20 protein-coding genes and 6 tRNA genes are annotated in these 24,136 nt (G+C 51.9%); 1 reads left to right on the top strand and 25 read right to left on the bottom strand.

Features of this window, described 5'->3' with window-relative positions; genetic code table 11:
• From oadA to BZG13_RS01235, 13 genes are all read right to left on the bottom strand, one after another.
• Positions 1–1,791, bottom strand: a complete 1,791-nt coding sequence (oadA, locus tag BZG13_RS01295; RefSeq protein WP_077484410.1) for a sodium-extruding oxaloacetate decarboxylase subunit alpha — start codon at positions 1,789–1,791, stop codon at positions 1–3.
• Between the two features lie 32 nt (positions 1,792–1,823).
• The gene (locus tag BZG13_RS01290; RefSeq protein WP_069363473.1) at positions 1,824–2,078 is read right to left on the bottom strand and encodes an OadG family transporter subunit; all 255 of its coding nucleotides are present in this window, start codon (positions 2,076–2,078) and stop codon (positions 1,824–1,826) included.
• Positions 2,079–2,582: 504 nt separating this feature from the next.
• A tRNA-Arg gene (locus BZG13_RS01285) sits at positions 2,583–2,659 on the bottom strand.
• 27 nt (positions 2,660–2,686) lie between these two features.
• Positions 2,687–2,763: transfer RNA gene (locus BZG13_RS01280), tRNA-Arg, on the bottom strand.
• 55 nt (positions 2,764–2,818) lie between these two features.
• Positions 2,819–2,895, bottom strand: a tRNA-Arg gene (locus BZG13_RS01275).
• Between the two features lie 31 nt (positions 2,896–2,926).
• Positions 2,927–3,019 (bottom strand) — tRNA-Ser (locus tag BZG13_RS01270).
• An 8-nt stretch (positions 3,020–3,027) separates the two neighbouring features.
• A tRNA-Arg gene (locus tag BZG13_RS01265) sits at positions 3,028–3,104 on the bottom strand.
• 23 nt (positions 3,105–3,127) lie between these two features.
• A tRNA-Ser gene (locus tag BZG13_RS01260) sits at positions 3,128–3,220 on the bottom strand.
• Positions 3,221–3,419: 199 nt separating this feature from the next.
• The gene (gene csrA, locus BZG13_RS01255) at positions 3,420–3,617 is read right to left on the bottom strand and encodes a carbon storage regulator CsrA (RefSeq protein ID WP_077484408.1); all 198 of its coding nucleotides are present in this window, start codon (positions 3,615–3,617) and stop codon (positions 3,420–3,422) included.
• A 436-nt stretch (positions 3,618–4,053) separates the two neighbouring features.
• Positions 4,054–6,636 (bottom strand): alanine--tRNA ligase, encoded by a 2,583-nt coding sequence (gene alaS / locus BZG13_RS01250; protein ID WP_077484406.1) that lies wholly within the window; start codon positions 6,634–6,636, stop codon positions 4,054–4,056.
• A gap of 128 nt (positions 6,637–6,764) precedes the next feature.
• Positions 6,765–7,232: a regulatory protein RecX gene (locus tag BZG13_RS01245; RefSeq protein ID WP_235614283.1), complete on the bottom strand. Its 468-nt coding sequence runs from the start codon at positions 7,230–7,232 to the stop codon at positions 6,765–6,767.
• Positions 7,232–8,281, bottom strand: a complete 1,050-nt coding sequence (recA, locus tag BZG13_RS01240; RefSeq protein ID WP_069363470.1) for a recombinase RecA — start codon at positions 8,279–8,281, stop codon at positions 7,232–7,234. Before recA ends, BZG13_RS01245 begins: the two co-directional genes overlap by 1 nt.
• A gap of 130 nt (positions 8,282–8,411) precedes the next feature.
• Positions 8,412–8,897, bottom strand: coding sequence for a CinA family protein (locus tag BZG13_RS01235; protein WP_077484509.1), 486 nt, complete (start codon positions 8,895–8,897; stop codon positions 8,412–8,414).
• Positions 8,898–8,985: 88 nt separating this feature from the next.
• Here BZG13_RS01235 and mutS point away from each other — a divergent pair, with 88 nt between their 5' ends.
• Complete coding sequence (mutS, locus tag BZG13_RS01230) at positions 8,986–11,589, top strand: DNA mismatch repair protein MutS (protein WP_443216347.1); 2,604 nt, start codon at positions 8,986–8,988, stop codon at positions 11,587–11,589.
• Between the two features lie 126 nt (positions 11,590–11,715).
• Here the strand turns inward: mutS and rpoS are convergent, their stop codons facing one another.
• The 12 genes from rpoS to relA all read right to left on the bottom strand — a co-directional run bounded on the left by rpoS (position 11,716) and on the right by relA (position 24,086).
• Positions 11,716–12,690: an RNA polymerase sigma factor RpoS gene (gene rpoS / locus BZG13_RS01225; protein ID WP_046074104.1), complete on the bottom strand. Its 975-nt coding sequence runs from the start codon at positions 12,688–12,690 to the stop codon at positions 11,716–11,718.
• A 101-nt stretch (positions 12,691–12,791) separates the two neighbouring features.
• A complete protein-coding gene (locus BZG13_RS01220; RefSeq protein ID WP_077484404.1) occupies positions 12,792–13,694 on the bottom strand; it encodes a peptidoglycan DD-metalloendopeptidase family protein in 903 nt (300 codons plus the stop codon).
• A 34-nt stretch (positions 13,695–13,728) separates the two neighbouring features.
• Positions 13,729–14,349 carry a protein-L-isoaspartate(D-aspartate) O-methyltransferase gene (locus BZG13_RS01215; protein WP_069363468.1) on the bottom strand — a complete coding sequence of 207 codons (621 nt, stop codon included), beginning with the start codon at positions 14,347–14,349 and terminating at the stop codon, positions 13,729–13,731.
• A gap of 85 nt (positions 14,350–14,434) precedes the next feature.
• Positions 14,435–15,172 (bottom strand): 5'/3'-nucleotidase SurE, encoded by a 738-nt coding sequence (gene surE / locus BZG13_RS01210; protein WP_069363467.1) that lies wholly within the window; start codon positions 15,170–15,172, stop codon positions 14,435–14,437.
• Positions 15,156–16,190, bottom strand: a complete 1,035-nt coding sequence (gene truD, locus BZG13_RS01205) for a tRNA pseudouridine(13) synthase TruD (RefSeq protein ID WP_077458817.1) — start codon at positions 16,188–16,190, stop codon at positions 15,156–15,158. Before truD ends, surE begins: the two co-directional genes overlap by 17 nt.
• A complete protein-coding gene (ispF, locus tag BZG13_RS01200) occupies positions 16,187–16,669 on the bottom strand; it encodes a 2-C-methyl-D-erythritol 2,4-cyclodiphosphate synthase (protein WP_069363465.1) in 483 nt (160 codons plus the stop codon). The genes truD and ispF overlap by 4 nt, the downstream gene beginning before the upstream one ends.
• A complete protein-coding gene (ispD, locus tag BZG13_RS01195; RefSeq protein WP_077484503.1) occupies positions 16,666–17,334 on the bottom strand; it encodes a 2-C-methyl-D-erythritol 4-phosphate cytidylyltransferase in 669 nt (222 codons plus the stop codon). The genes ispF and ispD overlap by 4 nt, the downstream gene beginning before the upstream one ends.
• An 89-nt stretch (positions 17,335–17,423) precedes the next feature.
• Entirely contained in the window at positions 17,424–17,702 is a 279-nt protein-coding gene (gene ftsB / locus BZG13_RS01190) for a cell division protein FtsB (RefSeq protein WP_046074097.1), read from the bottom strand.
• A gap of 158 nt (positions 17,703–17,860) precedes the next feature.
• Positions 17,861–19,159, bottom strand: coding sequence for a phosphopyruvate hydratase (gene eno / locus BZG13_RS01185; RefSeq protein ID WP_069363463.1), 1,299 nt, complete (start codon positions 19,157–19,159; stop codon positions 17,861–17,863).
• Between the two features lie 76 nt (positions 19,160–19,235).
• Positions 19,236–20,870, bottom strand: a complete 1,635-nt coding sequence (locus BZG13_RS01180) for a CTP synthase (protein WP_077458818.1) — start codon at positions 20,868–20,870, stop codon at positions 19,236–19,238.
• Positions 20,871–21,021: 151 nt separating this feature from the next.
• Positions 21,022–21,819: a nucleoside triphosphate pyrophosphohydrolase gene (gene mazG / locus BZG13_RS01175; protein WP_077458819.1), complete on the bottom strand. Its 798-nt coding sequence runs from the start codon at positions 21,817–21,819 to the stop codon at positions 21,022–21,024.
• Between the two features lie 50 nt (positions 21,820–21,869).
• Complete coding sequence (gene relA / locus BZG13_RS01170; RefSeq protein ID WP_077484402.1) at positions 21,870–24,086, bottom strand: GTP diphosphokinase; 2,217 nt, start codon at positions 24,084–24,086, stop codon at positions 21,870–21,872.
• Between the last annotated feature and the right edge of the window lie 50 nt (positions 24,087–24,136).

Below are 24,136 nucleotides of genomic sequence, written 5' to 3'. Positions count from 1 at the left end.
TTATCCTAAGTGCAATAACGGCATGCCGACGGTCACGGCATCGCCTTCTTTCACTTGTACGTCTTGGACAGTGCCCGCATGGGCAGCTCGCACCTCGGTTTCCATCTTCATCGCTTCCAAGATGATCAGGACATCGCCTTCCTGGACATGCTCCCCTGGGGTGACCATCACCTTAAAAATGTTCCCTGCCAGAGGGGCCGTCACCGGCTCAAGGTTGCTTGGCGCAGCTTGAGGGGCTGGCGCACTCGTCGATACTGGCGCCTGACTCACTGGCTGAATATCACCCAGCGCCCCATCTGGCCCTACATCGACCTGATAGACCTGACCGTTAACACGCACGCTGTAGGTTTCCACGTCACCCCTGCCTGATTGCTCAGGTACGGCGGGTGCAGGTGTTGGCTCCCCGGTTGGTACTGGTTCAAACGCTTCAGGGTTACCTCGGTTTTGTAAGAACTTCCACCCCACCTGCGGGAACAGGGCATAGGTCAGCACATCATCAATGGTCTGATCCGCTAAAGTGACATTCTCGGCCGCGGCTTTGTCGGTCAGTGCTTGAGTCAGCGCGTCCATTTCCGGCTCCAGCTTATCAGCAGGGCGACAGGTGATTGCCTCTTCGCCATCTAACACGCGAGCCTGGAGGGTGGCATTAACCGGCGCGGGGGCTTTTCCATACTCCCCTTTGAGTAATGCAGCCGTCTCTTTGGTAATACTCTTGTAGCGCTCACCGGTCAGCACGTTAATCACCGATTGAGAGCCGACAATTTGCGAAGTCGGGGTGACTAAGGGGATATAGCCTAAATCTTCACGGACCCGGGGAATTTCCTCCAACACTTCGTCCATTTTGTCGGTCGCCCCCTGCTCTTTAAGCTGACTCTCCATATTGGTCAACATGCCGCCGGGCACTTGTGCAATCAAAATACGTGAGTCGACGCCTTTAAGCTGCCCTTCAAATTGCGCGTATTTTTTACGCACGGTGCGGAAATAAGCGGCAATGGACTCAAGCTTATTCAGATCGAGGTTCGTTTCACGCTCAGTGCCTTCGAGCATCGCGACCACGGTTTCAGTCGGCGTGTGCCCGTAGGTTTGGCTCATTGAAGAAATGGCGGTATCGAGCACATCTAGGCCCGCTTCAACCGCTTTGACGGCGGTGGCCGTCGATAATCCCGTGGTGGCGTGACAATGCAAGGATAGGGGGATATCACACGCCGCTTTGATACGGCTCACCAGCTCATGGGCTTCATAAGGCTTTAGCAAACCAGACATGTCTTTAATGCACAGCGAGTGACAGCCAAGATCTTCCAACTGTTTGGCCAAGTCTGTCCAGGTGTCCATGGTGTGCACGGGACTGGTGGTATAAGAGATAGTGCCTTGCGCATGCGCACCGACTTCCACCGCCGCGCCCACCGCTGCTTGGAAGTTGCGCACATCGTTCATCGCATCAAAGATCCGGAACACATCCATGCCATTTGCATGTGCGCGCTCGACAAACTTGTGTACCACATCATCGGCGTAGTGGCGATAACCCAACAGGTTCTGACCACGCAACAGCATCTGCATCGGCGTATTTGGCATCGCTTTTTTGAGCTCTCGCAAGCGCACCCAAGGATCTTCACCCAGGTAGCGAATACAAGCATCAAAGGTCGCCCCACCCCAGGTTTCCAGTGACCAAAAACCAATTTGATCCAGCTCGGCGGCAATCGGCAACATATCGTCCAAACGCAGACGTGTGGCAAACAACGACTGATGGGCATCACGCAATACCACATCGGTAATAGCTAACGGCGTAGACATAACAAACTCCTTTTTTATATGTGCCTGGCCACTCAACGGTGACGTTGGCGGTACTGCTGAACAGCGACAGTGATCGCGGCAATCACATCCGGTGAAGGCTGCGATACGTCAGGTGCTGCTTGGGCTTTGGGCTGAGCGGCTGCTTTCGCCGCGGCAGGGGGGATAGGGTCACCAAAACGTTCCAGTTGGCGGACCAAAAAAATTAATATCGAAAGAAATACAAATACCACAACCATGCCGGTTAACATCAGCATCGTTGCCTGTTCTAAAAGCGGGCCTAAATCCATGGTTTCTTCCTTGTCACACTCACTATTGCTTACTTCTAAGCAGTGATTGCCCCCATTATTATCCATTTATTTTGGTGGCAAACTCATCAACGGCGTTCAAAATACTAACAATTCGTATCAATGACAATCTGGCGATTGCGTTTTTGTTACCTCATAACGCCCATCAATGGGCATTTTTAGCCACTTCGCAATCAAACCAAACAAACTAAGTGTTTATACACAATTACCGTCAATACAGGGCCGAGAGCCACTGACGCGAGCACCGAATAAAATGGGGAACGATACCAATTTTCAGACTATCGCACTTTTGGAAAAAACCTTTTTCCTATCGTGATTATTTGTATCAACTGTCAAAACGACGTACTGAACGTGACAGACAAGCAATCAAAACGTAAAGGGAGATATAAAGGAAACGCAGAGAGACATGAAGAGGTCAACGATAACTATCGAAGCGATAGAAGTAAACGAAGGATGGTATGCGATAAGGCAGAGAAGCGAGCAAAATGGCGCGTCCGGGAGGATTCGAACCTCCGACCGCCTGGTTCGTAGCCAGGTACTCTATCCAGCTGAGCTACGGACGCGCTGACGGATTTGCTTAGGATTGAAGATGGCGCGCTCGGGAGGATTCGAACCTCCGACCGCCTGGTTCGTAGCCAGGTACTCTATCCAGCTGAGCTACGAGCGCGTGTCGTCAATCTTACGTTCATCATGAACCGTGTTGCGGGTCTTCCGTGAAGAGATGGCGCGTCCGGGAGGATTCGAACCTCCGACCGCCTGGTTCGTAGCCAGGTACTCTATCCAGCTGAGCTACGGACGCACATCTTAATACAAGGCAGGCTTGTAAATCATGGCGGTGAGGGAGGGATTCGAACCCTCGATACGGCTACAAACCGTATACTCCCTTAGCAGGGGAGCGCCTTCAGCCACTCGGCCACCTCACCGCAAGTTATGGCGCGTCCGGGAGGATTCGAACCTCCGACCGCCTGGTTCGTAGCCAGGTACTCTATCCAGCTGAGCTACGGACGCGCATCTATCTTGCTGCAGCAACATGGCGGTGAGGGAGGGATTCGAACCCTCGATACGGCTACAAACCGTATACTCCCTTAGCAGGGGAGCGCCTTCAGCCACTCGGCCACCTCACCGTCGCTGCGGGTGCACATATTACTTTGAGCCACATATATGTCAAACACTTTTCTGGCAAAAATCGTCTTGCCACCAACAAATGGACAATTATCACCCACAACCCAATTCTATTGTTGGATTTATCGCCGTTTCATTCTGATTTTACGGGAAAAGCAGGGATAAAAAAGGCCGACCTTTGGTCGACCTCTTTTTGCCTTGTTAGTAGTCGTTTTGACCACTTGCAGGCGTGCCTTTCTCGGCTTGAATACGCATGTAGATCTCTTCGCGATGTACCGAAACATCTTTCGGTGCGTTCACACCAATACGAACTTGGTTACCTTTCACACCCAGTACGGTGACAGTCACTTCATCACCAATCATCAAGGTTTCGCCCACACGGCGAGTTAAAATCAGCATGCTTCTACTCCTTGAGTATCAATCTTTTACTTATTCAATTAGTGTCTGAGCCAGATAACCCGCCAGCGTATCGGCTCGTTACCTGTGATCGTTGGGTTCTTTCCCTGCTCATGATGCCAATACGGACGCCAAAACGTCCGTATTCACACTATGGCTGAATTATCACACCATATCCAGAAAGGGGCAGAGAAATTTACTGTTTTATCATCATGCCGTTAGCCGAGAAGGCGATTGACCTGAGATAACAGTGTAAGAGAAATCTGTACTGCATTGGCTGGCGTGGCGATAAAATCTAACCAGTATCACGTCTTACGCCAGTGCATCGCTTAAGGCGTTGCACTATACAGAATCRGAAAAAAAGTGCAATTATTAATCTAGATCACAAAAAAGGGTCGCGATACGCGACCCTCTTGACTTTTAAAAAAACAAAAGCGGCTTATAGTTGCTCAGCGAGCCAGGTCTCCGCGGAGGCTAACGCACTCGGCAGTGCACTCACATCACTACCGCCGGCTTGTGCCATATCAGGGCGGCCACCGCCCTTGCCACCCACTTGTTGGGCAACAAGGTTAACCAACTCACCGGCTTTCACGGTGCCGGTCAGATCTTTAGTCACCCCCGCAATCAGGCCGACTTTGTCATTGGCCACATTGCCGAGCAGCACAATGCCACTGCCCATTTGGTTTTTCAGATCATCCACCATGCTACGCAGTGCTTTGTTATCCGCACCATCAAGCTGGCTGATCAGCACTTTTACCCCGTTTAGCTCACGGACCTGATTGATCAGCCCAGCACTTTCTTGTGCGGCCAGTTTCTGTTTAAGCTGCTGAATTTGTTTCTCTAACGCTTTCGCTTTGCTCTGGGCTTCGTCAAGTTTGGCTTCATAGTCAGCCTGTTGCTGATAAACGCTATCAATGGCCGCTTGCCCGGTAATGGCTTCGATGCGGCGTACACCGGCCGCGATACCCGCTTCAGAGACGATTTTAAACATGCCAATGTCGCCCGTACGCGTCGCGTGTGTCCCGCCACACAGCTCGATAGAAAAGTCACCCATGCTTAATACACGCACTTGGTCATCGTATTTCTCACCAAACAGTGCCATCGCGCCTTTTTGCTTGGCGGCTTCGATATCCATCACTTCTGTCTGCACGGGGCTATTTTCACGGATTTGTTGATTCACGATCCGCTCAACCGCTTTGAGCTCATCGGCGGTGACCGGCTCAAGGTGTGAGAAGTCAAAACGCAAGCCGTCAGGGCGAACCAAAGACCCCTTCTGAGCAATATGCTCACCCAGTACCTCACGTAGCGCAGCATGAAGCAAGTGGGTCGCAGAATGGTTCATCGCTACCGCGTGGCGACGCTCAGAATCCACGCGAGCGGTTGCTTGTGTCCCGACACTCAGTTGCCCTTCCGACAAGCTGCCGTAATGCGCAATGGCTTGCCCCGCTTTCTGGGTATCCGTCACGGTAAATCGCCCTTGGTCAGTGTCAATCACCCCTGTATCACCACATTGGCCACCGGCCTCGGCATAGAAAGGCGTGTGATCAAGGATCACCACCGCTTTATCCCCCGATACCAAGCTATCAACGGTGTCACCGTCGACAAAAATCTCAGTGATCTGGCCTGTGCCTTCTGTCCCTGTGTAACCACAAAAATCAGAGCCATGCTCCACTTTTATGGCTTGGTTGTAGTCAGTGCCAAACTGACCGGCTTCGCGCGCGCGCTGACGCTGGGCTTCCATCGCCGCTTCAAAGCCGGCTTCATCAATGCGATAACCGCGCTCACGCGCAACATCATTGGTTAAGTCTGCCGGGAAGCCGTAAGTGTCATAGAGTTTGAATACAGTTTTACCATCTAACTCGTCACCCTTAACCTTGTCCAAGGCCTCTTCCAACATCAACATGCCACGCTCAAGCGTGCGACCAAAGTTGTCTTCTTCAATCTTAAGGACTTTTTCCACCATGGTTTGCTGCGCACGCAGATCTTCACCTGCCGTCCCCATGATGGTAGCGAGAGGGCCAACCAGCTTATAGAAAAACGCCTCTTTGCTGCCAAGCTTGTTACCATGGCGAACCGCACGACGAATGATTCGGCGCAACACATAGCCTCGCCCTTCGTTCGATGGCATCACACCATCAACAATCAAATATGCACACGAGCGGATGTGGTCAGCGACTACGCGCAAAGACTGGTTAGTGAGATCTTCAACCCCAATGATGTCAGCGACTTGCTTAATCAATTGCTGGAAAACATCGATTTCATAGTTAGAATGCACGCCCTGCTTGATTGCCGCTATGCGTTCAATCCCCATCCCGGTATCCACTGACGGCTTAGGCAGATTTTCCATCGTACCGTCTGCTTGGCGGTTAAACTGCATAAAGACGATATTCCAGATCTCGATGAAGCGATCCCCGTCTTCTTCTGGCGTCCCTGGCGGGCCACCCCAAATATGCTCACCATGGTCATAGAAAATTTCGCTACATGGTCCGCATGGCCCAGTATCGCCCATTTGCCAGAAATTATCAGACTCGTAAGGCTTACCGCCTTCTTTATCGCCGATACGCACAATGCGATCCGCTGGGACACCGATTTGCTGATGCCAAATATCAAATGCTTCGTCATCGGTTTCGTATACGGTTACCAACAGCTTTTCTTTTGGCAAACCAATGGTTTCGGTCAAAAATGCCCATGCGTATTGAATCGCATCTTGCTTGAAGTAATCACCGAAGCTGAAATTGCCGAGCATTTCAAAAAAGGTATGGTGGCGCGCGGTAAAACCGACGTTTTCAAGGTCGTTGTGTTTGCCGCCCGCCCGCACACAACGCTGTGCTGACGTTGCACGCGTGTAGTCACGCTTTTCAACCCCTAAAAAAGTATCTTTAAACTGGTTCATCCCTGCGTTGGTGAACAAAAGCGTTGGGTCATCGGCAGGCACGAGCGACGAGCTAGGCACAATCTGGTGCCCTTTGCTTTCAAAGAACTTGAGAAACGCTGTACGGATCTCATCAGTGCTCATATACATTGGCTAATCCTGATAATCGAATATTGCGTTAGCAACCAGATATGGTCGTGACGCGATGGAAGCATGGTTTTATTTACGCCATTGTAAACAACCGATCGCGTGCGGAAAAGAGACAGAGTGGGATTGGTTTAGAAATGCGTGTTCGAATCGTCGTGACTGAGTGCGTATTGGATTTGATCAAAGTTAAAGCCACGTGACTGTAAAAAGCGCATGCGTTTGGCTTTTTCCTTTTGCTCGGCTGGCGGAAGGCGGCCATCGAGATCGGCATATTTACGCTGTGCGGTCTCTCTGGCTAGCGCATACCAGTCAACCTCTTGCTCTTGTTCGGCACGTGATAACAACTCAGTGTCGATACCCTTTCGCTTGGCATCTTGGCAAATACGTAGCCAGCCATGATGTTTGCTCACACCTTGGCGCAACAAGCTGGCCGCAAAACGGGCATCATCTAACCAACCACGGGCGAGACACTCATCAAGGGTCAGCGCAATGGTGTCTTGATCAAACCCGCGTTGAGTCAGTTTTTGTTGCAGCTCGTGAACAGAATGGTCACGGCGGGCTAACAAGCCCACCGCAACGTCTTGGCACGATACGGCCATTACAGCTGATCGTCCTCGGCTTCTGCCTCCGCGTTCGCGTCGACCGCTTCGTTGTTGAGGCCAGGCTGCAGCAACATCTCGCGCAAGGTGGTGTCAATTTCTTCCGCAATGTGTGGGTTTTCTTTCAGGTATTTGCAGGCATTGGCTTTACCTTGGCCAATTTTATCGCCTTTGTAGCTGTACCAAGCACCGGCTTTTTCTACCAGCTTGTGTTTCACGCCCAAGTCTACTAATTCGCCCTGCAAGTTAATGCCTTGGCCATAAAGGATTTGGAATTCGGCTTGTTTAAAGGGCGCAGCCACTTTGTTTTTTACCACTTTGACGCGGGTTTCGTTGCCCACCACTTCGTCACCTTCTTTAATCGCACCAATGCGGCGAATATCCAGGCGAACCGAGGCGTAGAATTTTAACGCGTTACCCCCAGTCGTGGTTTCTGGGTTACCAAACATCACACCAATTTTCATGCGAATTTGGTTGATGAAGACCATCATGGTATTGCTGTTTTTGATGTTGGCTGTGAGCTTACGCATCGCTTGTGACAACATCCGCGCTTGCAGACCCATGTGTGAGTCGCCCATCTCGCCTTCAATCTCAGCTTTAGGTGTCAATGCCGCCACTGAGTCAATCACGATCATGTCGACAGCGCCCGAGCGTGTCAGGGCATCGGCAATTTCCAACGCTTGCTCACCGGTATCTGGCTGAGAGACCAAAAGGTTATCGATGTCGACACCCAGCTTGCGCGCATAAATAGGGTCAAGAGCATGCTCAGCGTCGATAAAGGCACAGGTCTTTCCCATTTTTTGTGCTTCGGCAATCGCTTCTAGTGTCAGCGTCGTTTTACCTGATGACTCTGGGCCATAGATTTCGATAATACGACCAAAAGGCAACCCGCCGGCACCTAGGGCAATATCGAGAGACAAAGAGCCGGTCGATACGGTTTCGATGTCCATGGTGCGGTCATCACCCAGACGCATGATTGAGCCTTTGCCAAATTGCTTTTCGATTTGCCCGAGTGCGGCTGCGAGCGCCTTTTCTTTGTTATCGTCCATTTCAGTCTCCAGGAAATAAACCGCTATCTATGCGATGAAAGCTATCAGTCATTGGGGCTAAGTATACTGTCCATACATACAGTGTCTAGCCCTGTATAGAAAAAATCTGTGTGGTGCGACACGTCTCCAGTTACGGAGACAAGCGCCTTAAAGCATGGGACAACACATGCGCGACCGTTTGTTCACGAACCGCGCGCCTGTCCCCCTCAAAATGACAGACTTCTGTGTCAGTTTCGCCACCATGCCAAGCCCATGCGCACCACACGGTACCCACAGGTTTATCAGCACTCCCTCCCGATGGGCCAGCCACACCACTCACGGCAATCGCCAAGTCTGCTTCTGATTCTTGGCGCGCACCTTCCGCCATCGCCATCACCACAGGTTCACTCACCGCACCATATTGTGCTAATAGGTCATCTGGCACGTGCACTTGTTGGTGTTTGGCTGGGTTGCTGTAGGTCACCCATGCTTGCTGAAACCATTGCGAGCTTCCTGGCACGTCCGTCAAGCAGTAAGCGATACCGCCCCCGGTGCAAGACTCTGCGGTGGTCACTGTCAGCCCTGCATCCAATAAGGCATCGCCGAGTTGCTTTGCTAGCGAGAATAACTGTTCCACCATGCGCTCCTTTTGTTGAGGGGGGAAGAAACCGGTACCGCAACTTTACCCTTTGCCGTACGATCACGTATTCTACCTACCCTTTTCAATGTTCCATTTTGCAGGTCTAGTCGTGACAGTACAAGCGCTCGAAAAGCACACCCCGATGATGCAACAGTACCTCAAACTCAAAGCGCAGCACCCTGAAGAGCTGCTGTTCTATCGCATGGGGGATTTTTACGAACTCTTTTACGACGATGCCAAACGCGCCTCTCAGCTTTTGGATATATCGCTGACTAAGCGCGGCAGCTCAGGCGGTGAGCCGATCCCCATGGCGGGTGTGCCCTTTCATGCCGTGGAGGGGTATTTAGCGAAGTTAGTGCAATTGGGCGAGCCGGTGGCGATTTGTGAGCAAATTGGCGATCCGGCTACCAGTAAAGGCCCGGTTGAGCGCCAGGTGGTGCGAATCGTCACCCCCGGCACAGTATCCGATGAAGCGCTGCTTAGCGAGCGGGTTGATAACTTGGTGGCCGCACTGACTTGTGATAACGAGCAGTTTGGCTTCGCCACCTTAGATATTACCTCGGGGCGATTTGTGCTGACCGAGCCTGCTACCTACGAGCAAATGCAAGCCGAGCTGCAACGCACGCAACCGGCTGAGCTGCTTTATCCAGAAGACTTTCCCTACCCTGATTTACTCACAGCGAGCCGCGGCGCAAGGCGCCGACCGATTTGGGAATTCGATCTCGACACCGCTCGCAGTCAACTGACCAGCCAATTTGGCACCCGCGATTTAGTCGGCTTTGGCGTGGAAGACTGCGTGCTGGGGCTCAGTGCCGCCGGCTGTGTTTTACAATACGCCAAAGAAACCCAGCGCACTGCGCTTCCCCATATTCGTGCCATCATCAAAGATCAGCAAGACACCTCTGTGGTGTTGGACGCCGCGACACGACGTAATTTAGAGATCACCCAAAACCTCGCGGGCGGCACCGACAACACCCTGGCTGACGTTTTGGATCGCACGACAACGCCAATGGGCAGTCGCTTACTGAAACGCTGGCTCCATCAACCCCTGCGCGACCCTCAAGTGCTCAACCAACGTTTGGATGCGATCGGCGCGCTGCTTGATAGTGGCTTATACTCCGAGTTAAGCGCCGCACTCAAACCGGTTGGCGACATTGAGCGCGTACTGGCTCGCTTGGCGATGCGCTCTGCTCGCCCCCGCGATATGGCAAGGCTGCGCACCGCATTGGCGCAGCTGCCTGAGATACAGACGCTGCTCACCGAGCTAGATCATCATGCCTTTTTCGATTACCAAACGGCCACCACACCGATGCCAGAGCTGCAAGATTTGCTCACCCGCGCGGTGGTCGAGAACCCGCCGGTAGTGATCCGTGATGGCGGCGTGATTGCGCCAGGGTACAATGCGGAACTGGATGAATGGCGCGACTTATCGGAAGGCGCATCACGCTACTTAGAAGAACTCGAAACCCGCGAGCGCGAGCAATATGGCATCGATACCCTGAAGGTGGGTTATAACCAGGTGCACGGCTTTTACATTCAAATCAGCCGCGCGCAAAGTGACCGAGTACCTGCACATTATATCCGCCGGCAAACGCTTAAAAATGCAGAGCGTTACATTATCCCCGAATTAAAAGAGCACGAAGATAAGGTCTTAAGCTCTCGGTCCAACGCATTAGCGTTAGAGAAACGGTTGTGGGAAGAGTTATTTGATTTATTACTGCCACATTTGGCTCAACTGCAACGTGCCTCTGAGGCATTGTCTGGGCTGGATGTGCTGTGTAATCTTGCTGAACGCGCTGAGACGCTCAATTACCATCGCCCAGAGCTTACCGACAAACCGGGCATCGATATCGAAGCGGGCCGCCATCCAGTGGTAGAGCAAGTAATGAGTGACCCCTTTATCCCTAACCCCATCGCCTTAAGCCCTGCGCGGCGGATGTTGATCATTACCGGGCCGAATATGGGGGGTAAATCCACGTATATGCGCCAGACGGCATTGATCACCTTGATGAGCCATATTGGTGCGTATGTGCCCGCAGATCGCGCGACTATTGGGCCTGTTGATCGGATTTTTACCCGTATCGGCGCCTCTGACGATCTCGCTTCCGGCCGCTCAACCTTTATGGTGGAAATGACGGAAACCGCCAATATTCTCCATAACGCGACGGCAAACAGCTTGGTGTTAATGGACGAAATTGGCCGCGGCACCAGTACCTACGATGGTTTGTCTTTAGCATGGGCCAGTGCAGAATGGCTGGCAGAGAAAATTCATGCAATGACCTTGTTTGCCACCCATTATTTCGAACTCACCGAACTGCCAGGGCAAATGGAAGGCTTGGTGAATGTGCACCTTGATGCCATGGAGCATGGCGATGACATTGCGTTTATGCACGCGGTGCAAGAAGGCGCAGCCAGTAAGTCTTATGGCCTAGCCGTCGCGAGCCTCGCGGGGGTTCCCAAGCCGGTAATACGGCGTGCTAAGCATAAACTGGCACAACTCGAGCAAAGCGGCCAACATACCATTCATGCTGAACAAACGGTCGGTGATCCAGCGCCCGCTCAGCTCGCCTTACTGCCTGAGCCTAGCGAACTGGATAACGCGGTCGATGCCTTAAACCCCGATGAGATGACCCCACGGCAAGCCTTAGACGCCCTCTATGCGCTCAAGGCGTTACAGCAATCTCGCTAATCGACCACGCCATCATCCTGTGAGCCGTCATGCCAGCCAATAAAAAGGGACAGCCATCGCTGTCCCTTCATTAATATCTATGACTGTGATGCTCGCTCTATGACTGATGCGACATTAACAGGCTGATTATTGCTCTACGTTAAAGAGCGATTCGATGCTCAGCCCTTGATGCGTCAGCATGTCGCGCAGGCGGCGTAACCCTTCCACCTGGATTTGACGTACCCGCTCTCGGGTTAGGCCAATCTCACGTCCCACATCTTCCAGCGTTGATGCTTCATGACCGAGAAGCCCGAAACGCCGTGACAATACTTCACGTTGCTTTGGGTTAAGCTCTTGTAGCCACTGGACAATCGACTTTTTCATGTCATCGTCTTGTGTGGTGTACTCTGGGCCGTCTTGCTTCTCATCTGGGATGATATCTAGCAAGGCTTTTTCCGAATCACCGCCAATGGGATTATCCACGGAGCCAATACGCTCGTTGAGACGAAGCATCCGATTCACATCTTCTACCGGCTTATCGAGCTGCGCCGCGATGTCTTCAGCGGTCGGTTCATGGTCAAGCTTTTGTGCCAGCTCGCGCGCGGTTCGCAGGTACACGTTCAGCTCTTTGACGACGTGAATCGGCAGACGAATGGTGCGCGTTTGGTTCATGATGGCACGTTCAATGGTTTGACGAATCCACCAGGTTGCGTAGGTTGAAAAGCGGAAGCCACGTTCAGGGTCAAACTTCTCCACCGCGCGAATCAAGCCAAGATTTCCTTCTTCGACCAAATCGAGCAGCGCTAAACCACGGTTAGAATAGCGACGTGAAATTTTCACCACCAAGCGAAGGTTACTCTCAATCATACGCTTGCGAGCAACCTCGTCACCGCGCAACGCTCGGCGCGCATAGAGCACTTCTTCTTCAGCGGTAAGCAGCGGTGAAAAGCCAATTTCGCTGAGGTAGAGTTGGGTGGCATCAGAGGCCTTTGAAGTGGCCGCTTGTTGCTGCACTGCCTCTTCGACTTCTTCGAGCACCTCGTCAGCTTGTGCTTCCACGGTGTCGAATTCAACGTCTTGGTTCAAGCCGTCCAGTTTCTTTGCGGTATTTGTTTGGCTCATAGCGCCTCCCTAATGACGTAGCAGCTAAGCAGAACTCATTTCTGCTTATACCGGCCCCGTCACATTGGTGGCTGCGGCGATATCACCTTGGTTACCCTGTGCTACCGCTTTGGCAGATAATGTAACGGATTGACCGATTTTCCTTTGTAGCGAATTTCAAAATGCAACCGAACACTGTTTGCACCAGAACTGCCCATGGAAGCTATTTTCTGCCCCTTTTTGACAGCTTGGCCTTCTGAAACATAAAACGAATCGTTGTGCGCGTACGCACTTAGATAATCATCATTGTGTTTCACTATTATTAATTTACCGTAACCCCGAAGCGCACTGCCGGCGTACACGACTTTTCCATCTGCCGCTGCCTGAATGCCCTGTCCTCGTTGTCCAGCAATATCTATGCCCTTATTGCCTCGCTCTGTGCTAGAAAATCGGGACACCATTCGGCCTCTGGATGGCCATTGCCAGCTGATCTGTTGGTTAGATGCGCTAGCGGTCCGCTTGTTAACAGCTTGTTTACTTTTGTCTTTAGGTTGACTGTACCTCGACGATGACCCCGATTCAACGCTTTTTGTGCGTTCACTCGCGGTTTTTGACTTCTTTTTTTTCTCGAATTTGCTAGATTTAGCGCTTTTTCTAGAAGAAGATGCTGCCACGCTCGCACTTGCAGCTGACGCCGTGGCAGAGGCCACATTTGTCGCGCCTGATGTGGATTGAGCCACGTCAGGACGTTGATAGGCGGGCTTCCACAGCGCCAGTGTCTGCCCGGGATAAATGGTATAGGGGGACTGTAGATTATTGTGTTCGATGATGTCGTCGATATCACGATCCGTGATATAAGCGATATAGTAGAGGGTATCGCCCTTCTTAACTTCGTAATAGCTGCCGCGATAGCTGCCTCTATCGACGCTGGTATAGTCGGGTGTCACGCTGGATACCGGCGCCGGCCCTCGCCAAGAGCAACCAGATATAACCACTAGCAGTGAAAGAAAAAGCGCGATTTTCATCTATTTTTAAACACAGCTCCATCTCTGAGACAGGTTATGCCAGCTCACCTGCCACCAGGGGAACAAACTTAACCGATTCAACCGTCTCGGTGTGAAAAGTGGTGCCTTGGCGAGTGACGCGCATCAATGTTTGCTCATCATCACCAATCGGAATCAAGATCACGCCGCCGTCATTAAGCTGATCGCACAACGCATCGGGCACGTGCGCCGCGGCTGCCGTTACCATGATCGCATCATAGGGGCCCTTCGACGGCCACCCTTGCCAACCATCTCCATGTTTTGTCGAGACATTATAAATATCTAGCTGCTTTAAGCGCCGTTTGGCTAGCATTTGTAGTGGCTTGATCCGCTCGACAGAATAAACATGATCCACCAAGTTAGCGAGGACCGCCGTTTGATAACCGGATCCGGTGCCAATTTCCAAAATGCGACTATCGCGTCGCAAATTGAGCAATGATGTCATCTTAGCCACGATATAAGGTTGTGAAATAGTTTGTCCCCACCCAATGGGTAACGCATTGTTTCCATAAGCTTGGTGGGTCATGGCTTCAGAGACAAATAAATGCCGAGGCACAGCCTGCATGGCGTTTAGCACATGGGTGTCAGTCACACCTTGTTGCTGCAAAAATTGAATAAGTGATTGCGCTTGACTCAACGTCTGCTTCCTTTATCACTGAGTATAAGTCTATTGAAACGGCCGCCGCCTCAATGCGGCTCACCAACGATGGCGTATCTGCCGCCTACTCGCTTAACCATTGTGAAAACACGCCCAGGGTATCATGCGCGGTTAAGTCTACCTGCAGTGGTGTTATAGAAACATATTGCGCCGCAATGGCGTGAAAATCGGTTCCTGGTCCTGCATCTTGGGTTTGACCGGGCGCCCCCACCCAGTATATCGGTTTACCCCGTGGATCGCTTTGCTTTATCACATCTTCGGCGTGATGACGGGCGCCAAGGCGTGTCACCTTCCACCCCTCTAGGCTATCGATTGGCACATCGGGCACATTAATATTAATGAGGCGATGACTGGGCGCGGCATGGCGCTGGTTCTTGGCTAAGAATTGTTTCACGACGTGCGCAGCTGTCTCAAAGTGTTGGTGACCACATAGTGAGACTGCAATAGCTGGTGCGCCCAGGAAAAAGCCCTCTGTCGCCGCGGCCACTGTCCCCGAGTAAAGCACATCATCACCGAGGTTAGCACCATGGTTAATCCCAGTGATCACAAAATCAGGCTCCCAGGGCACCAATTGCCTTAGCGCCAAATGCACCGAGTCGGTGGGGGTCCCCTGAACCGCATAACGCTGCGGTGCGAGTTCGCGCACGCGCAAGGGGTTTTCTAATGTGAGTGAATTTGACGCGCCTGAGCAGTTGCGATCAGGCGCGGCCACCACCACATCTGCAATGGTCGATAACGCCTCGGTCAAGGTTTGGATCCCTTGGGCGTGATAACCGTCGTCGTTACTAATCAATATTCGCATTGTGCTCTCCTTGTGGGGTCGCGACGACTAACTCTCGCATCACCGCGGTGGCAAATGCGCCCGCGGGTAAAAAGAAACGCACGGTTAAGGTGTCAGCATCGTGTGTCCAGGTCATCGCTTGCGGCAGTAAACACAGCACACGACGGTCATGACGCATGCGATTATCACGGATCACGCCTAATAGCTCAGGCTCTTTGTCGACCACCGCTTGCTCAAAGTGCTGTGCTTGCCCCTCGGTGGGTAACGCATTGTCGCCCGTTAAAGGGCCGGTAATGCCAGGCTGATGACGGCCTTCTTGCTCAACCAAGTGGGTTTGCTGTTGTTCATCGAGACATAGGTCGCCGCTCAGGGTAGAGGCAAAGACGCCCGCTTCTATCCGTGCAGACACCACCTGATTAAACAGCAACGACCGGGCTGCTGAGAGATAAAAGCTGCGCTTGCTCTTGTCACGGACTTTTATTTCTCCACGCCCCCAGGCGCGCGCCATCTCGACATTATTGCCATCACGACCAAAGCGCTGCGCACCAAAGTAATTGGGCACGCCCTGCTTTGCGATAGCCTCTAGCCGCGGCACTAAAGCCTGTGGCGACGCCAGATCGCGAATACAGAGCGTGAACTGATTGCCGGTCAGATCGCCAGGACGCAATTTATGCTGATGGCGGGCTATCCCTTCAATGCTCACAACGCCTGGGTGGTTTTCGACGAACGCCGCTAAGTCCGGATCCCCTTTGCCTGGCAGATGAACACTGAACCATTGCTCAGTCACGGCGTGACGATCTTTAAGGCCCGCCCAGCTCACTTGTCGCGAGCTCACCCTACAGGCTTTTGCCAGCTCATTGGCCACGTATTTGGTATTTTCACCACGCTTTTTAATCCGCACTAAAAAGTGTTCGCCTTGACCTGATGGGGTGAAACCTAGGGACTCCGAGACAATAAAATCGTCCGGTGACGCTTTTAAAGTGCCTGGCTGTGTTGGTTGGCCATGTAAGTAAGCCAAGGGCGCGAGTAAGTCTGTCATACGGCCTCTTTGTTTAATAGCACCACCGCCTCACAGGCAATGCCCTCTTTGCGTCCGGTAAAGCCCAAACGCTCAGAGGTGGTGGCTTTGACGTTAACCGCATCTACTGTCACACACAAATCACTGGCGATGGCTTCACGCATGGCGTCGATATGTGGGCCCATTTTCGGCGCTTGGGCGATAATAGTGATATCAGCGTTACCTAATTGATACCCTTTTCGGCGTACTTTGCTGTATACATCGCGAAGAAGCACACGGCTGTCGGCACCTTTCCATTCGTCACTGGTGTCGGGAAAATGTTGACCGATATCGCCCGCCGCTATCGCGCCCAGCAGGGCATCACACAGTGCATGAAGCGCCACATCACCGTCTGAGTGCGCGACCAGACCTTGCGCATAAGGGACACTGACCCCGCCGATAATGACAGGGCCGTCTCCGCCAAATTTGTGTACATCGAACCCATGTCCAATTCGAATCATGATTTGCCTTCTTGTCGTGAAAGGTAAAATTCGGCCAGCCACTTATCCTCGGGATGAGTGACTTTAATGTTACTGGCACTGGCAGGGACCAATACCGGCTTCCCTCCGAGGGCTTCAACGGCAGACGCCTCATCCGTCACTTGTTCACCGGCTTTCGCGAGGGCGTCTATAAGCAAGTGAGTTAAAAACATTTGCGGGGTCAATGCATGCCAAAGCGCCGCTCGCTCAACCGTATGCGCCACCTGTCCTTGCGCGTCTGCACGCTTCATGGTGTCTCTAACCGGCGCGGCGAGCAAAGCGCCATCGGGGTGAGATTGCGCCTGTTTAATCAAGGCATCGATATCGGCATGCGACACGCAAGGGCGTGCGGCATCATGCACCATCACCCATTGCGTATTGACCACGTCGAGTCCAGCTTGCACCGACGCGGCACGCGTTGCTCCACCCAAGACAACACGCACATTGGGACGCTCACTCAAGCGAGTGTCCGCAAAGTAGCGATCGTCCGCACCAATGGCGATGATCACGTCGGCCACGGCAGGGTGAGAGAGTAAACGCTCAACCGTATGCTCAATCAGCATTTTGCCGGCGAGAGGGAGGTATTGTTTCGGGYAGCTAGCTTGCATCCTGCTGCCGACACCTGCGGCAGGGACCACGGCGCTTATTCCGGGTTGTAAAGCGGTGTTGTGCTGCAAAGGGGGTTGTTCGACCACAAGTTATCTTCTTTGGTTGTACCGCCAGCAACGGCTGTCAGTTACTGGGATTTATCGACTAATCGGAAAAATGTCTCGTCCGGCTTTATCATGCCCAGCTCATTGCGGGCGCGCTCTTCAATCGCTTCTTGCCCACGCTTCAAATCGGCAATTTCTGCGTACATTTGCTGGTTACGCTTAACGAGTTTTTGGTTGGCTTGTTGCTGCACGGCGACATTGGCTTCAATTTGCCAATAGTCTGTCACGCCATTTTTACCCAGCCACAGTTCATACTGCAGCCACACCAGCGTGAGAAACAGTGCAACCGATAGCAGCCTCATACCTGTACTCCTTCCAATATCGGCTCAGGGTATTCACACCCTGATTGACTAACCGCATAGGCTAGCGGATCCGCTGGCTGGTGTCATGGTTTTCCTAAATGAAAAAAGCCGCCCCGTTAAACGGGACGGCTTTTTGGTAAAAAGTGCTTACGTGCCGATTATTGGCCTTTCACTTCTTTTAGACCATTAAATGGTGCTTTTTCACCCAGCGCGTCTTCAATGCGGATGAGCTGGTTGTACTTAGCCACACGATCAGAACGGCTCATCGAACCGGTTTTGATTTGGCCTGCAGCCGTACCAACCGCCAAGTCAGCGATGGTGGCGTCTTCAGTTTCACCTGAACGGTGAGAGATCACGGCTGTGTAGCCTGCGTCTTTCGCCATCTTGATCGCCGCCAGCGTTTCGGTCAGAGAACCGATTTGGTTGAATTTGATCAAGATAGAGTTCGCGACACCTTTGTCGATACCTTCTTTAAGGATCTTGGTGTTGGTTACAAACAGATCATCACCGACGAGCTGGAGTTTGTCACCCAGCAGTTCAGTTTGGTGCTTAAAGCCGTCCCAGTCAGACTCGTCGAGGCCATCTTCGATAGACACGATTGGGTATTCTTCAGCCAGTTTCGCCAAGTAGTGGTTAAACTCTTCTGAAGAGAAGGTTTTACCTTCACCCTTCATGTTGTAGATGCCTTGCTCTTTGTCATAGAACTCAGACGCCGCACAGTCCATCGCGAGGGTAATGTCTTTACCTAGCTCGTAGCCTGCTTGCTCGACCGCCTCTTTAATCGCGGCCAGTGCAGCGGCGTTTGAATCTAGGTTCGGTGCAAAACCACCTTCGTCACCTACGGCTGTGCTTAGGCCTTTGGCTTTCAGTACTTTTGCGAGGTTATGGAATACTTCCGCACCGATGCGCAGTGCTTCTTTCAGGGTTTTCGCACCCACAGGCTGGATCATGAACTCTTGGATATCAACGTTGTTATCCGCGTGCTCACCACCGTTAAGGATGTTCATCATTGGCAGAGGCATTGAGAACTGACCGGCTGTGCCGTTGAGTTCAGCAATGTGCTCAAACAAAGGCATGCCTTTCGCCGCCGCGGCTGCTTTCGCGTTAGCCAGAGACACCGCCAAGATAGCGTTGGCACCGAATTTAGACTTGTTATCGGTACCGTCGAGATCGATCATCACTTGGTCGATATCGGCTTGGGCTTTCGCATCTTTGCCTTGTAGGGCTTCGGCGATTGGACCGTTAACCGCTTCAATCGCTTTTAGAACGCCTTTACCCATGAAACGTGACTTGTCACCATCACGCAGTTCTAGCGCTTCGCGAGAACCCGTTGATGCACCTGAAGGTGCTGCCGCCATACCGACGAAGCCACCTTCTAGATGGACTTCTGCTTCAACGGTTGGGTTACCGCGTGAATCAATGATTTCACGGCCTAGAACTTTAACGATCTTAGACATTGTGATTCCTCTCGTCTGTCATTGTTTTTAAAAATAAAAGCGGCTGCCCATTTTCAGGCGACCGCTCGAATCTCGTTTATAGCTCACCGCGCTGTTTTTTGCCTGCCGCCGCAACGAATCCGGCAAACAGTGGGTGGCCATCACGTGGTGTCGACGTGAACTCTGGGTGGAACTGGCACGCAACAAACCAAGGGTGCTCAGGGTTTTCAATGATTTCCACCAGCTTTTTATCCGCAGACAGGCCTGAGATTGACAGCCCCGCTTTTTCTAGCTGCGGACGCAATAAGTTGTTAACTTCATAACGGTGGCGATGACGCTCGTGGATTTGCGTGTTGCCATAAAGCTGATGGGCTTTAGAGCCTTCGGCAAGGTGGCAAAGTTGAGCACCAAGGCGCATGGTACCGCCAAGATCAGAGGTTTCACTGCGCTCTTCCACTTTCCCTTCTTCATCGACCCACTCAGTGATCAGTCCCACCACCGGGTATTTGCTCTCTTTGTTAAACTCGGTCGAGTTTGCCCCTTCCATCCCCGCGACATTACGCGCGTATTCAATCAGAGCGACTTGCATACCGAGGCAGATACCCAAGTAAGGCAGTTTGTTTTCACGGGCATATTGTGCTGCCAGGATTTTACCTTCCACACCTCGGTCACCAAATCCACCGGGTACCAAGATAGCATCCAAATCTTGCAGCATTTCTGAGCCGCGTGTTTCAAGATCTTGCGAGTCTACATACTTGATGTTGACGGTGAGACGGTTTTTCAACCCACCGTGTTTCAAGGCTTCGTTGACGGACTTATACGCATCCGGCAGCTCGATGTATTTGCCCACCATACCAATGGTCACTTCGCCCATAGGATTGGCTTCTTCGTAGCTAACTTGCTCCCACTCTGACAGGTCAGCTTCCGCCGCTTCAATGCCAAAACGATTACAAACCAGATCATCCAGGCCTTGAGAGCGAATAAGTGATGGGATTTTGTAGATAGAATCTACGTCTTTCATGGTGATCACGGCTTTTTCTGCCACATTACAGAACAGCGCAATTTTTGCGCGCTCATTAGCCGGGATCGGACGCTCACTACGACATACCAGCACATCAGGCTGGATACCAATTGAGAGTAGTTCTTTTACCGAATGCTGAGTCGGCTTGGTTTTCACTTCACCTGCTGCCGCCAGATAAGGCACCAGAGTCAGGTGCATAAACATCGCACGCTCGCGGCCAACCTCAACCGTCAGCTGGCGAATCGCTTCCAAAAATGGCAGCGACTCTATATCACCGACGGTACCGCCGATTTCCACAATCGCAATATCGTGACCTTCACCACCGGCGATGATGCGGTCTTTGATTGAATTGGTGATGTGCGGAATCACCTGAATGGTAGCTCCCAGGTAATCTCCACGGCGCTCTTTGCGCAGTACATCCGCATACACACGACCAGAGGTAAAGTTATTACGCTTGGTCATTTTGGTGCGAATAAAGCGCTCATAGTGACCGAGGTCAAGGTCGGTCTCTGCGCCGTCTTCCGTGACGAATACTTCCCCGTGCTGGGTAGGGCTCATTGTCCCTGGATCCACGTTAATATAAGGGTCGAGTTTCATGATGGTGACGTTGAGGCCACGCGCTTCAAGAATGGCTGCTAATGAGGCTGCAGCAATACCCTTACCGAGGGAGGATACAACACCGCCCGTAACAAAAATGTAGTTCGTCGTCATGCTAAACCTGAGAGTTGGATTTAGAGGAAATTAATGAAGTTCTGGACGGGATATTATGATACCAGACCCCACTGACTCCCACAATGTGAAAGCTACCACACACCCTAGTGTTTTTAATTGTCACAAATCAATTATGCCAATTACAGGATATTTACTTATTCGCCTTTTTGACGGCCTGCCATGCCGATTCTAGTTCATCTAGCTGACATTGTTGAATATTTTTTTCATTATCACGTAAGTGCTTTTCAACACCACGAAAGCGAGCTTCAAACTTTTGGTTGGCACGGCGTAGGGCTTGCTCGGCATCTGTCCCTAGGTGGCGAGCCAAATTCACCACCGCGAATAACAAATCCCCGACTTCTTCATCCACACGCGCCTGATCAACAGAGGCTTGCGCCAGTTCTTGCTCAACCTCTTCAATCTCTTCCTGCACTTTATCTATCACAGGGGCCACCGTCGGCCAATCAAAGCCCACTCGTGCACAACGCTTTTGCAATTTGTACGCTCTTGTTAGAGCGGGTAGTCCTTGAGTCACCCCATCCAGCACACTTTGCGGTTGCATAGAGGCTGCGCTCTCGGCGCGCTCTTGCGCTTTGATGCCTTCCCAGTCTGCAGCCATTAAGGGCTGTCCCTGCGCATCTTTGGGACCAAAAACATGAGGATGACGACGGATGAGTTTGTCGCAAATGCCGCGCACCACATCCTCAAAGTCAAATTGGTTTTCTTCCCGCCCCAATTGACTGTAGAACACAATTTGAAAAAGTAAGTCACCGAGCTCATCTTTTAGGTCTGACCAGTTTTCACGCTCAATCGCATCCGCCACTTCATAGGCTTCTTCTAGCGTATGCGGCACGATGGAGGCGAAGTGTTGCGCGTTGTCCCAATCACAACCTTTGTCGGGATCACGTAAGGTAGCCATAATGGTCAGTAATTGCTCGATAGGAGCCATAAAAGCATTCCTTCTAAAAAAACGCCCTGTCGAGACAGGGCGAGAAATAATTAGCGAAGACGTTTAGCCTCAACCACATCTTTCACTTGTTCAAGCCGGTTAACCACGCGGCTCAGGGTGTCGAGATCGGAGATTTCCAAATCAAAATCCATGATAGACATTTGCTTTTTGTAATCCACGCGACTTTGCATGCCCGCTACGCGTGCTTTTTCATTGCTGAGCACGGTATTAATATCTTTCACCAACCCGGTGCGCTCATTGGCAGATAAGCGGATCCGCACATGGTATTGGCCAATGTGCCCTTTGCCCCAAACCGTGGCAATAATGCGCTCGGGCGCGTGGTGACTCAGTTCGTTGAGTTGCTCACAGTCAGCGCGGTGCACAGAAATGCCTCGCCCTTGAGTAACAAAACCTTTGATCTCATCACCCGGTAGTGGCTGACAACAACGCGCCAAGTGAGTCATGAGGTTATCGACCCCCTCCACAACCACTGCATCACGGTGCGCCTTGCCCGTATTCGGCTTTTGCTCGCTTTGTTGTAGTTTTTCTAATAGCTGCTGCTCTTCTTCTTCCAAGCTTGGCTTGTTAATCAGGCCATTGATATGGTTAACCACCTGATTAATGCGCAAATCGCCACTACCTATCCCAGCGTACAATTCATCTAAGGTATTCACGTTAAAGCGTTTTAGCGCCAAGTTTGCATCTTTACTGGTACCGCCAATCTTTTGCAGCTCGGTATCCAAGATCTCTTTACCCGCGGCAATGTTCTTGTCTTTATCTTGTTTACGGAACCAGGCATTAATTTTGGCACGTGCCCGGCTGGAATTCACAAAGCCATGGCTGGGATTTAGCCAATCTCGCGAGGGGTTGGGCTCTTTTTGGGTAATGATCTCTACCTGATCGCCCATTTGAAGGTGATAAGTGAACGGGACAATACGCCCTTCCACTTTCGCTCCGATACACCGATGCCCGACCTCGGAGTGAATATGGTAAGCAAAATCCAACGGCGTGGCGCCGCTGGGTAAGTCCACGACATCGCCGCGCGGGGTAAAGGCATAAACCCGGTCGTCAAATACTTGGCTGCGCAGCTCATCGAGCATTTCACCCGAGTCTGACATTTCTTCTTGCCATACCAACAGTTTACGCAGCCAGGTAATTTTCTCGTCGTACCCACTGCGCCCACTGGCCGCCCCTTCTTTGTACTTCCAGTGTGCCGCAACCCCAAGCTCTGCATCATCGTGCATTTGCTTGGTGCGGATTTGAATTTCTACCGGTTTACCTTCCGGCCCTAACACCACGGTATGGATGGATTGATAACCATTCGGTTTCGGATTAGCGACGTAGTCATCAAACTCTTTGGGTAGATGGCGGAATTTGGTGTGCACCGCCCCCAATGCGGCGTAACAGTCTTGTAGCTCTTCAGCGATGATGCGTACCGCACGCACGTCAAACAACTCGTCAAATTGCAGGTTCTTTTTCTGCATTTTGCGCCAAATACTGTAAATGTGTTTAGGGCGGCCATAGACTTGCGCATTAATGTTGGACGCTTCCATCGCCTGCTGCAGATCGTCGACAAAATCAGTGATGTAGTGTTCACGATCAATCCGCCTTTCCGCGAGTTGCTTGGCGATTTGTTTGTAGGTTTGCGCATGCTGGTAACGGAACGCGTAGTCTTCCAACTCCCACTTTAATTGGCCAATCCCTAACCGGTTGGCTAGCGGGGCGTAGATGTTCGCACTTTCTTTTGCCGCTTGTTGGCGAACCGATTCCGAGGCATCTTTCACCTCACGCAAGTAACAGATACGCTCCGCCAGTTTTATTACCACGCAGCGAAAATCTTCCACCATCGACAACAGCATACGCCTAACATTGTCGACCTGAGACGAGGTTGCTTCTGTCTCGGTTTGGGTGTTTAAGTGACGGATAGCGGCCGTCTGTTGCACCCCTTCAATCAGGGAAACGATCGACGTCGAATAGGTGTCAGCAAGGGTCTCTAGGCTGACGAGCTTGGCTTCCACCACGGGAAAGAACAGGGCAGCCAACAAGGTATCGGCATCCATGCTTAAGGTGACGAGAATTTCGATCATCTCTCGGCCACGCCACAATGGTTGGCTAAGATCTGACTCCTCCTCGCTCAATGCTCGGCAGTATTGGTAAGCATCCACCAGCGCTTGGGTGGTCGATGCGTCTTGCCCTAACCGCTTTACCCAAGTGCTGAGTTCAAACGCTTCGTTTTCATGTAGGTGGGCTTCTCGTACCGCAACCATAACCGTTCCTATCCTTATCTCTCAAACTGACCAGAGAGGCGTATCCGTAT

It is taken from the genome of Salinivibrio sp. ML323 (assembly GCF_001995745.1).
Lineage (GTDB): Bacteria > Pseudomonadota > Gammaproteobacteria > Enterobacterales > Vibrionaceae > Salinivibrio > Salinivibrio kushneri.
Note: the sequence above shows the minus strand (reverse complement) of the source record. Positions and strands in the feature narration are given on the sequence as shown.

Excerpts from the sequence above, each read along its gene's own strand:
- relA (WP_077484402.1), bottom strand. The coding sequence starts at position 24,086 with ATGGTTGCGGTACGAGAAGCCCACCTACATGAAAACGAAGCGTTTGAA.
- truD (WP_077458817.1), bottom strand. The coding sequence starts at position 16,190 with ATGACAGACTTACTCGCGCCCTTGGCTTACTTACATGGCCAACCAACA.
- ispF (WP_069363465.1), bottom strand. The coding sequence starts at position 16,669 with ATGATTCGAATTGGACATGGGTTCGATGTACACAAATTTGGCGGAGAC.
- BZG13_RS01290 (WP_069363473.1), bottom strand. The coding sequence starts at position 2,078 with ATGGATTTAGGCCCGCTTTTAGAACAGGCAACGATGCTGATGTTAACC.
- mutS (WP_443216347.1), top strand. The coding sequence starts at position 8,986 with ATGTTCCATTTTGCAGGTCTAGTCGTGACAGTACAAGCGCTCGAAAAG.
- BZG13_RS01180 (WP_077458818.1), bottom strand. The coding sequence starts at position 20,870 with ATGACGACGAACTACATTTTTGTTACGGGCGGTGTTGTATCCTCCCTC.
- rpoS (WP_046074104.1), bottom strand. The coding sequence starts at position 12,690 with ATGAGCCAAACAAATACCGCAAAGAAACTGGACGGCTTGAACCAAGAC.
- csrA (WP_077484408.1), bottom strand. The coding sequence starts at position 3,617 with ATGCTGATTTTAACTCGCCGTGTGGGCGAAACCTTGATGATTGGTGAT.
- oadA (WP_077484410.1), bottom strand. The coding sequence starts at position 1,791 with ATGTCTACGCCGTTAGCTATTACCGATGTGGTATTGCGTGATGCCCAT.
- recA (WP_069363470.1), bottom strand. The coding sequence starts at position 8,281 with ATGGACGATAACAAAGAAAAGGCGCTCGCAGCCGCACTCGGGCAAATC.
- surE (WP_069363467.1), bottom strand. The coding sequence starts at position 15,172 with ATGCGAATATTGATTAGTAACGACGACGGTTATCACGCCCAAGGGATC.
- BZG13_RS01220 (WP_077484404.1), bottom strand. The coding sequence starts at position 13,694 with ATGAAAATCGCGCTTTTTCTTTCACTGCTAGTGGTTATATCTGGTTGC.
- eno (WP_069363463.1), bottom strand. The coding sequence starts at position 19,159 with ATGTCTAAGATCGTTAAAGTTCTAGGCCGTGAAATCATTGATTCACGC.
- BZG13_RS01245 (WP_235614283.1), bottom strand. The coding sequence starts at position 7,232 with ATGGCCGTATCGTGCCAAGACGTTGCGGTGGGCTTGTTAGCCCGCCGT.
- ftsB (WP_046074097.1), bottom strand. The coding sequence starts at position 17,702 with ATGAGGCTGCTATCGGTTGCACTGTTTCTCACGCTGGTGTGGCTGCAG.
- mazG (WP_077458819.1), bottom strand. The coding sequence starts at position 21,819 with ATGGCTCCTATCGAGCAATTACTGACCATTATGGCTACCTTACGTGAT.
- alaS (WP_077484406.1), bottom strand. The coding sequence starts at position 6,636 with ATGTATATGAGCACTGATGAGATCCGTACAGCGTTTCTCAAGTTCTTT.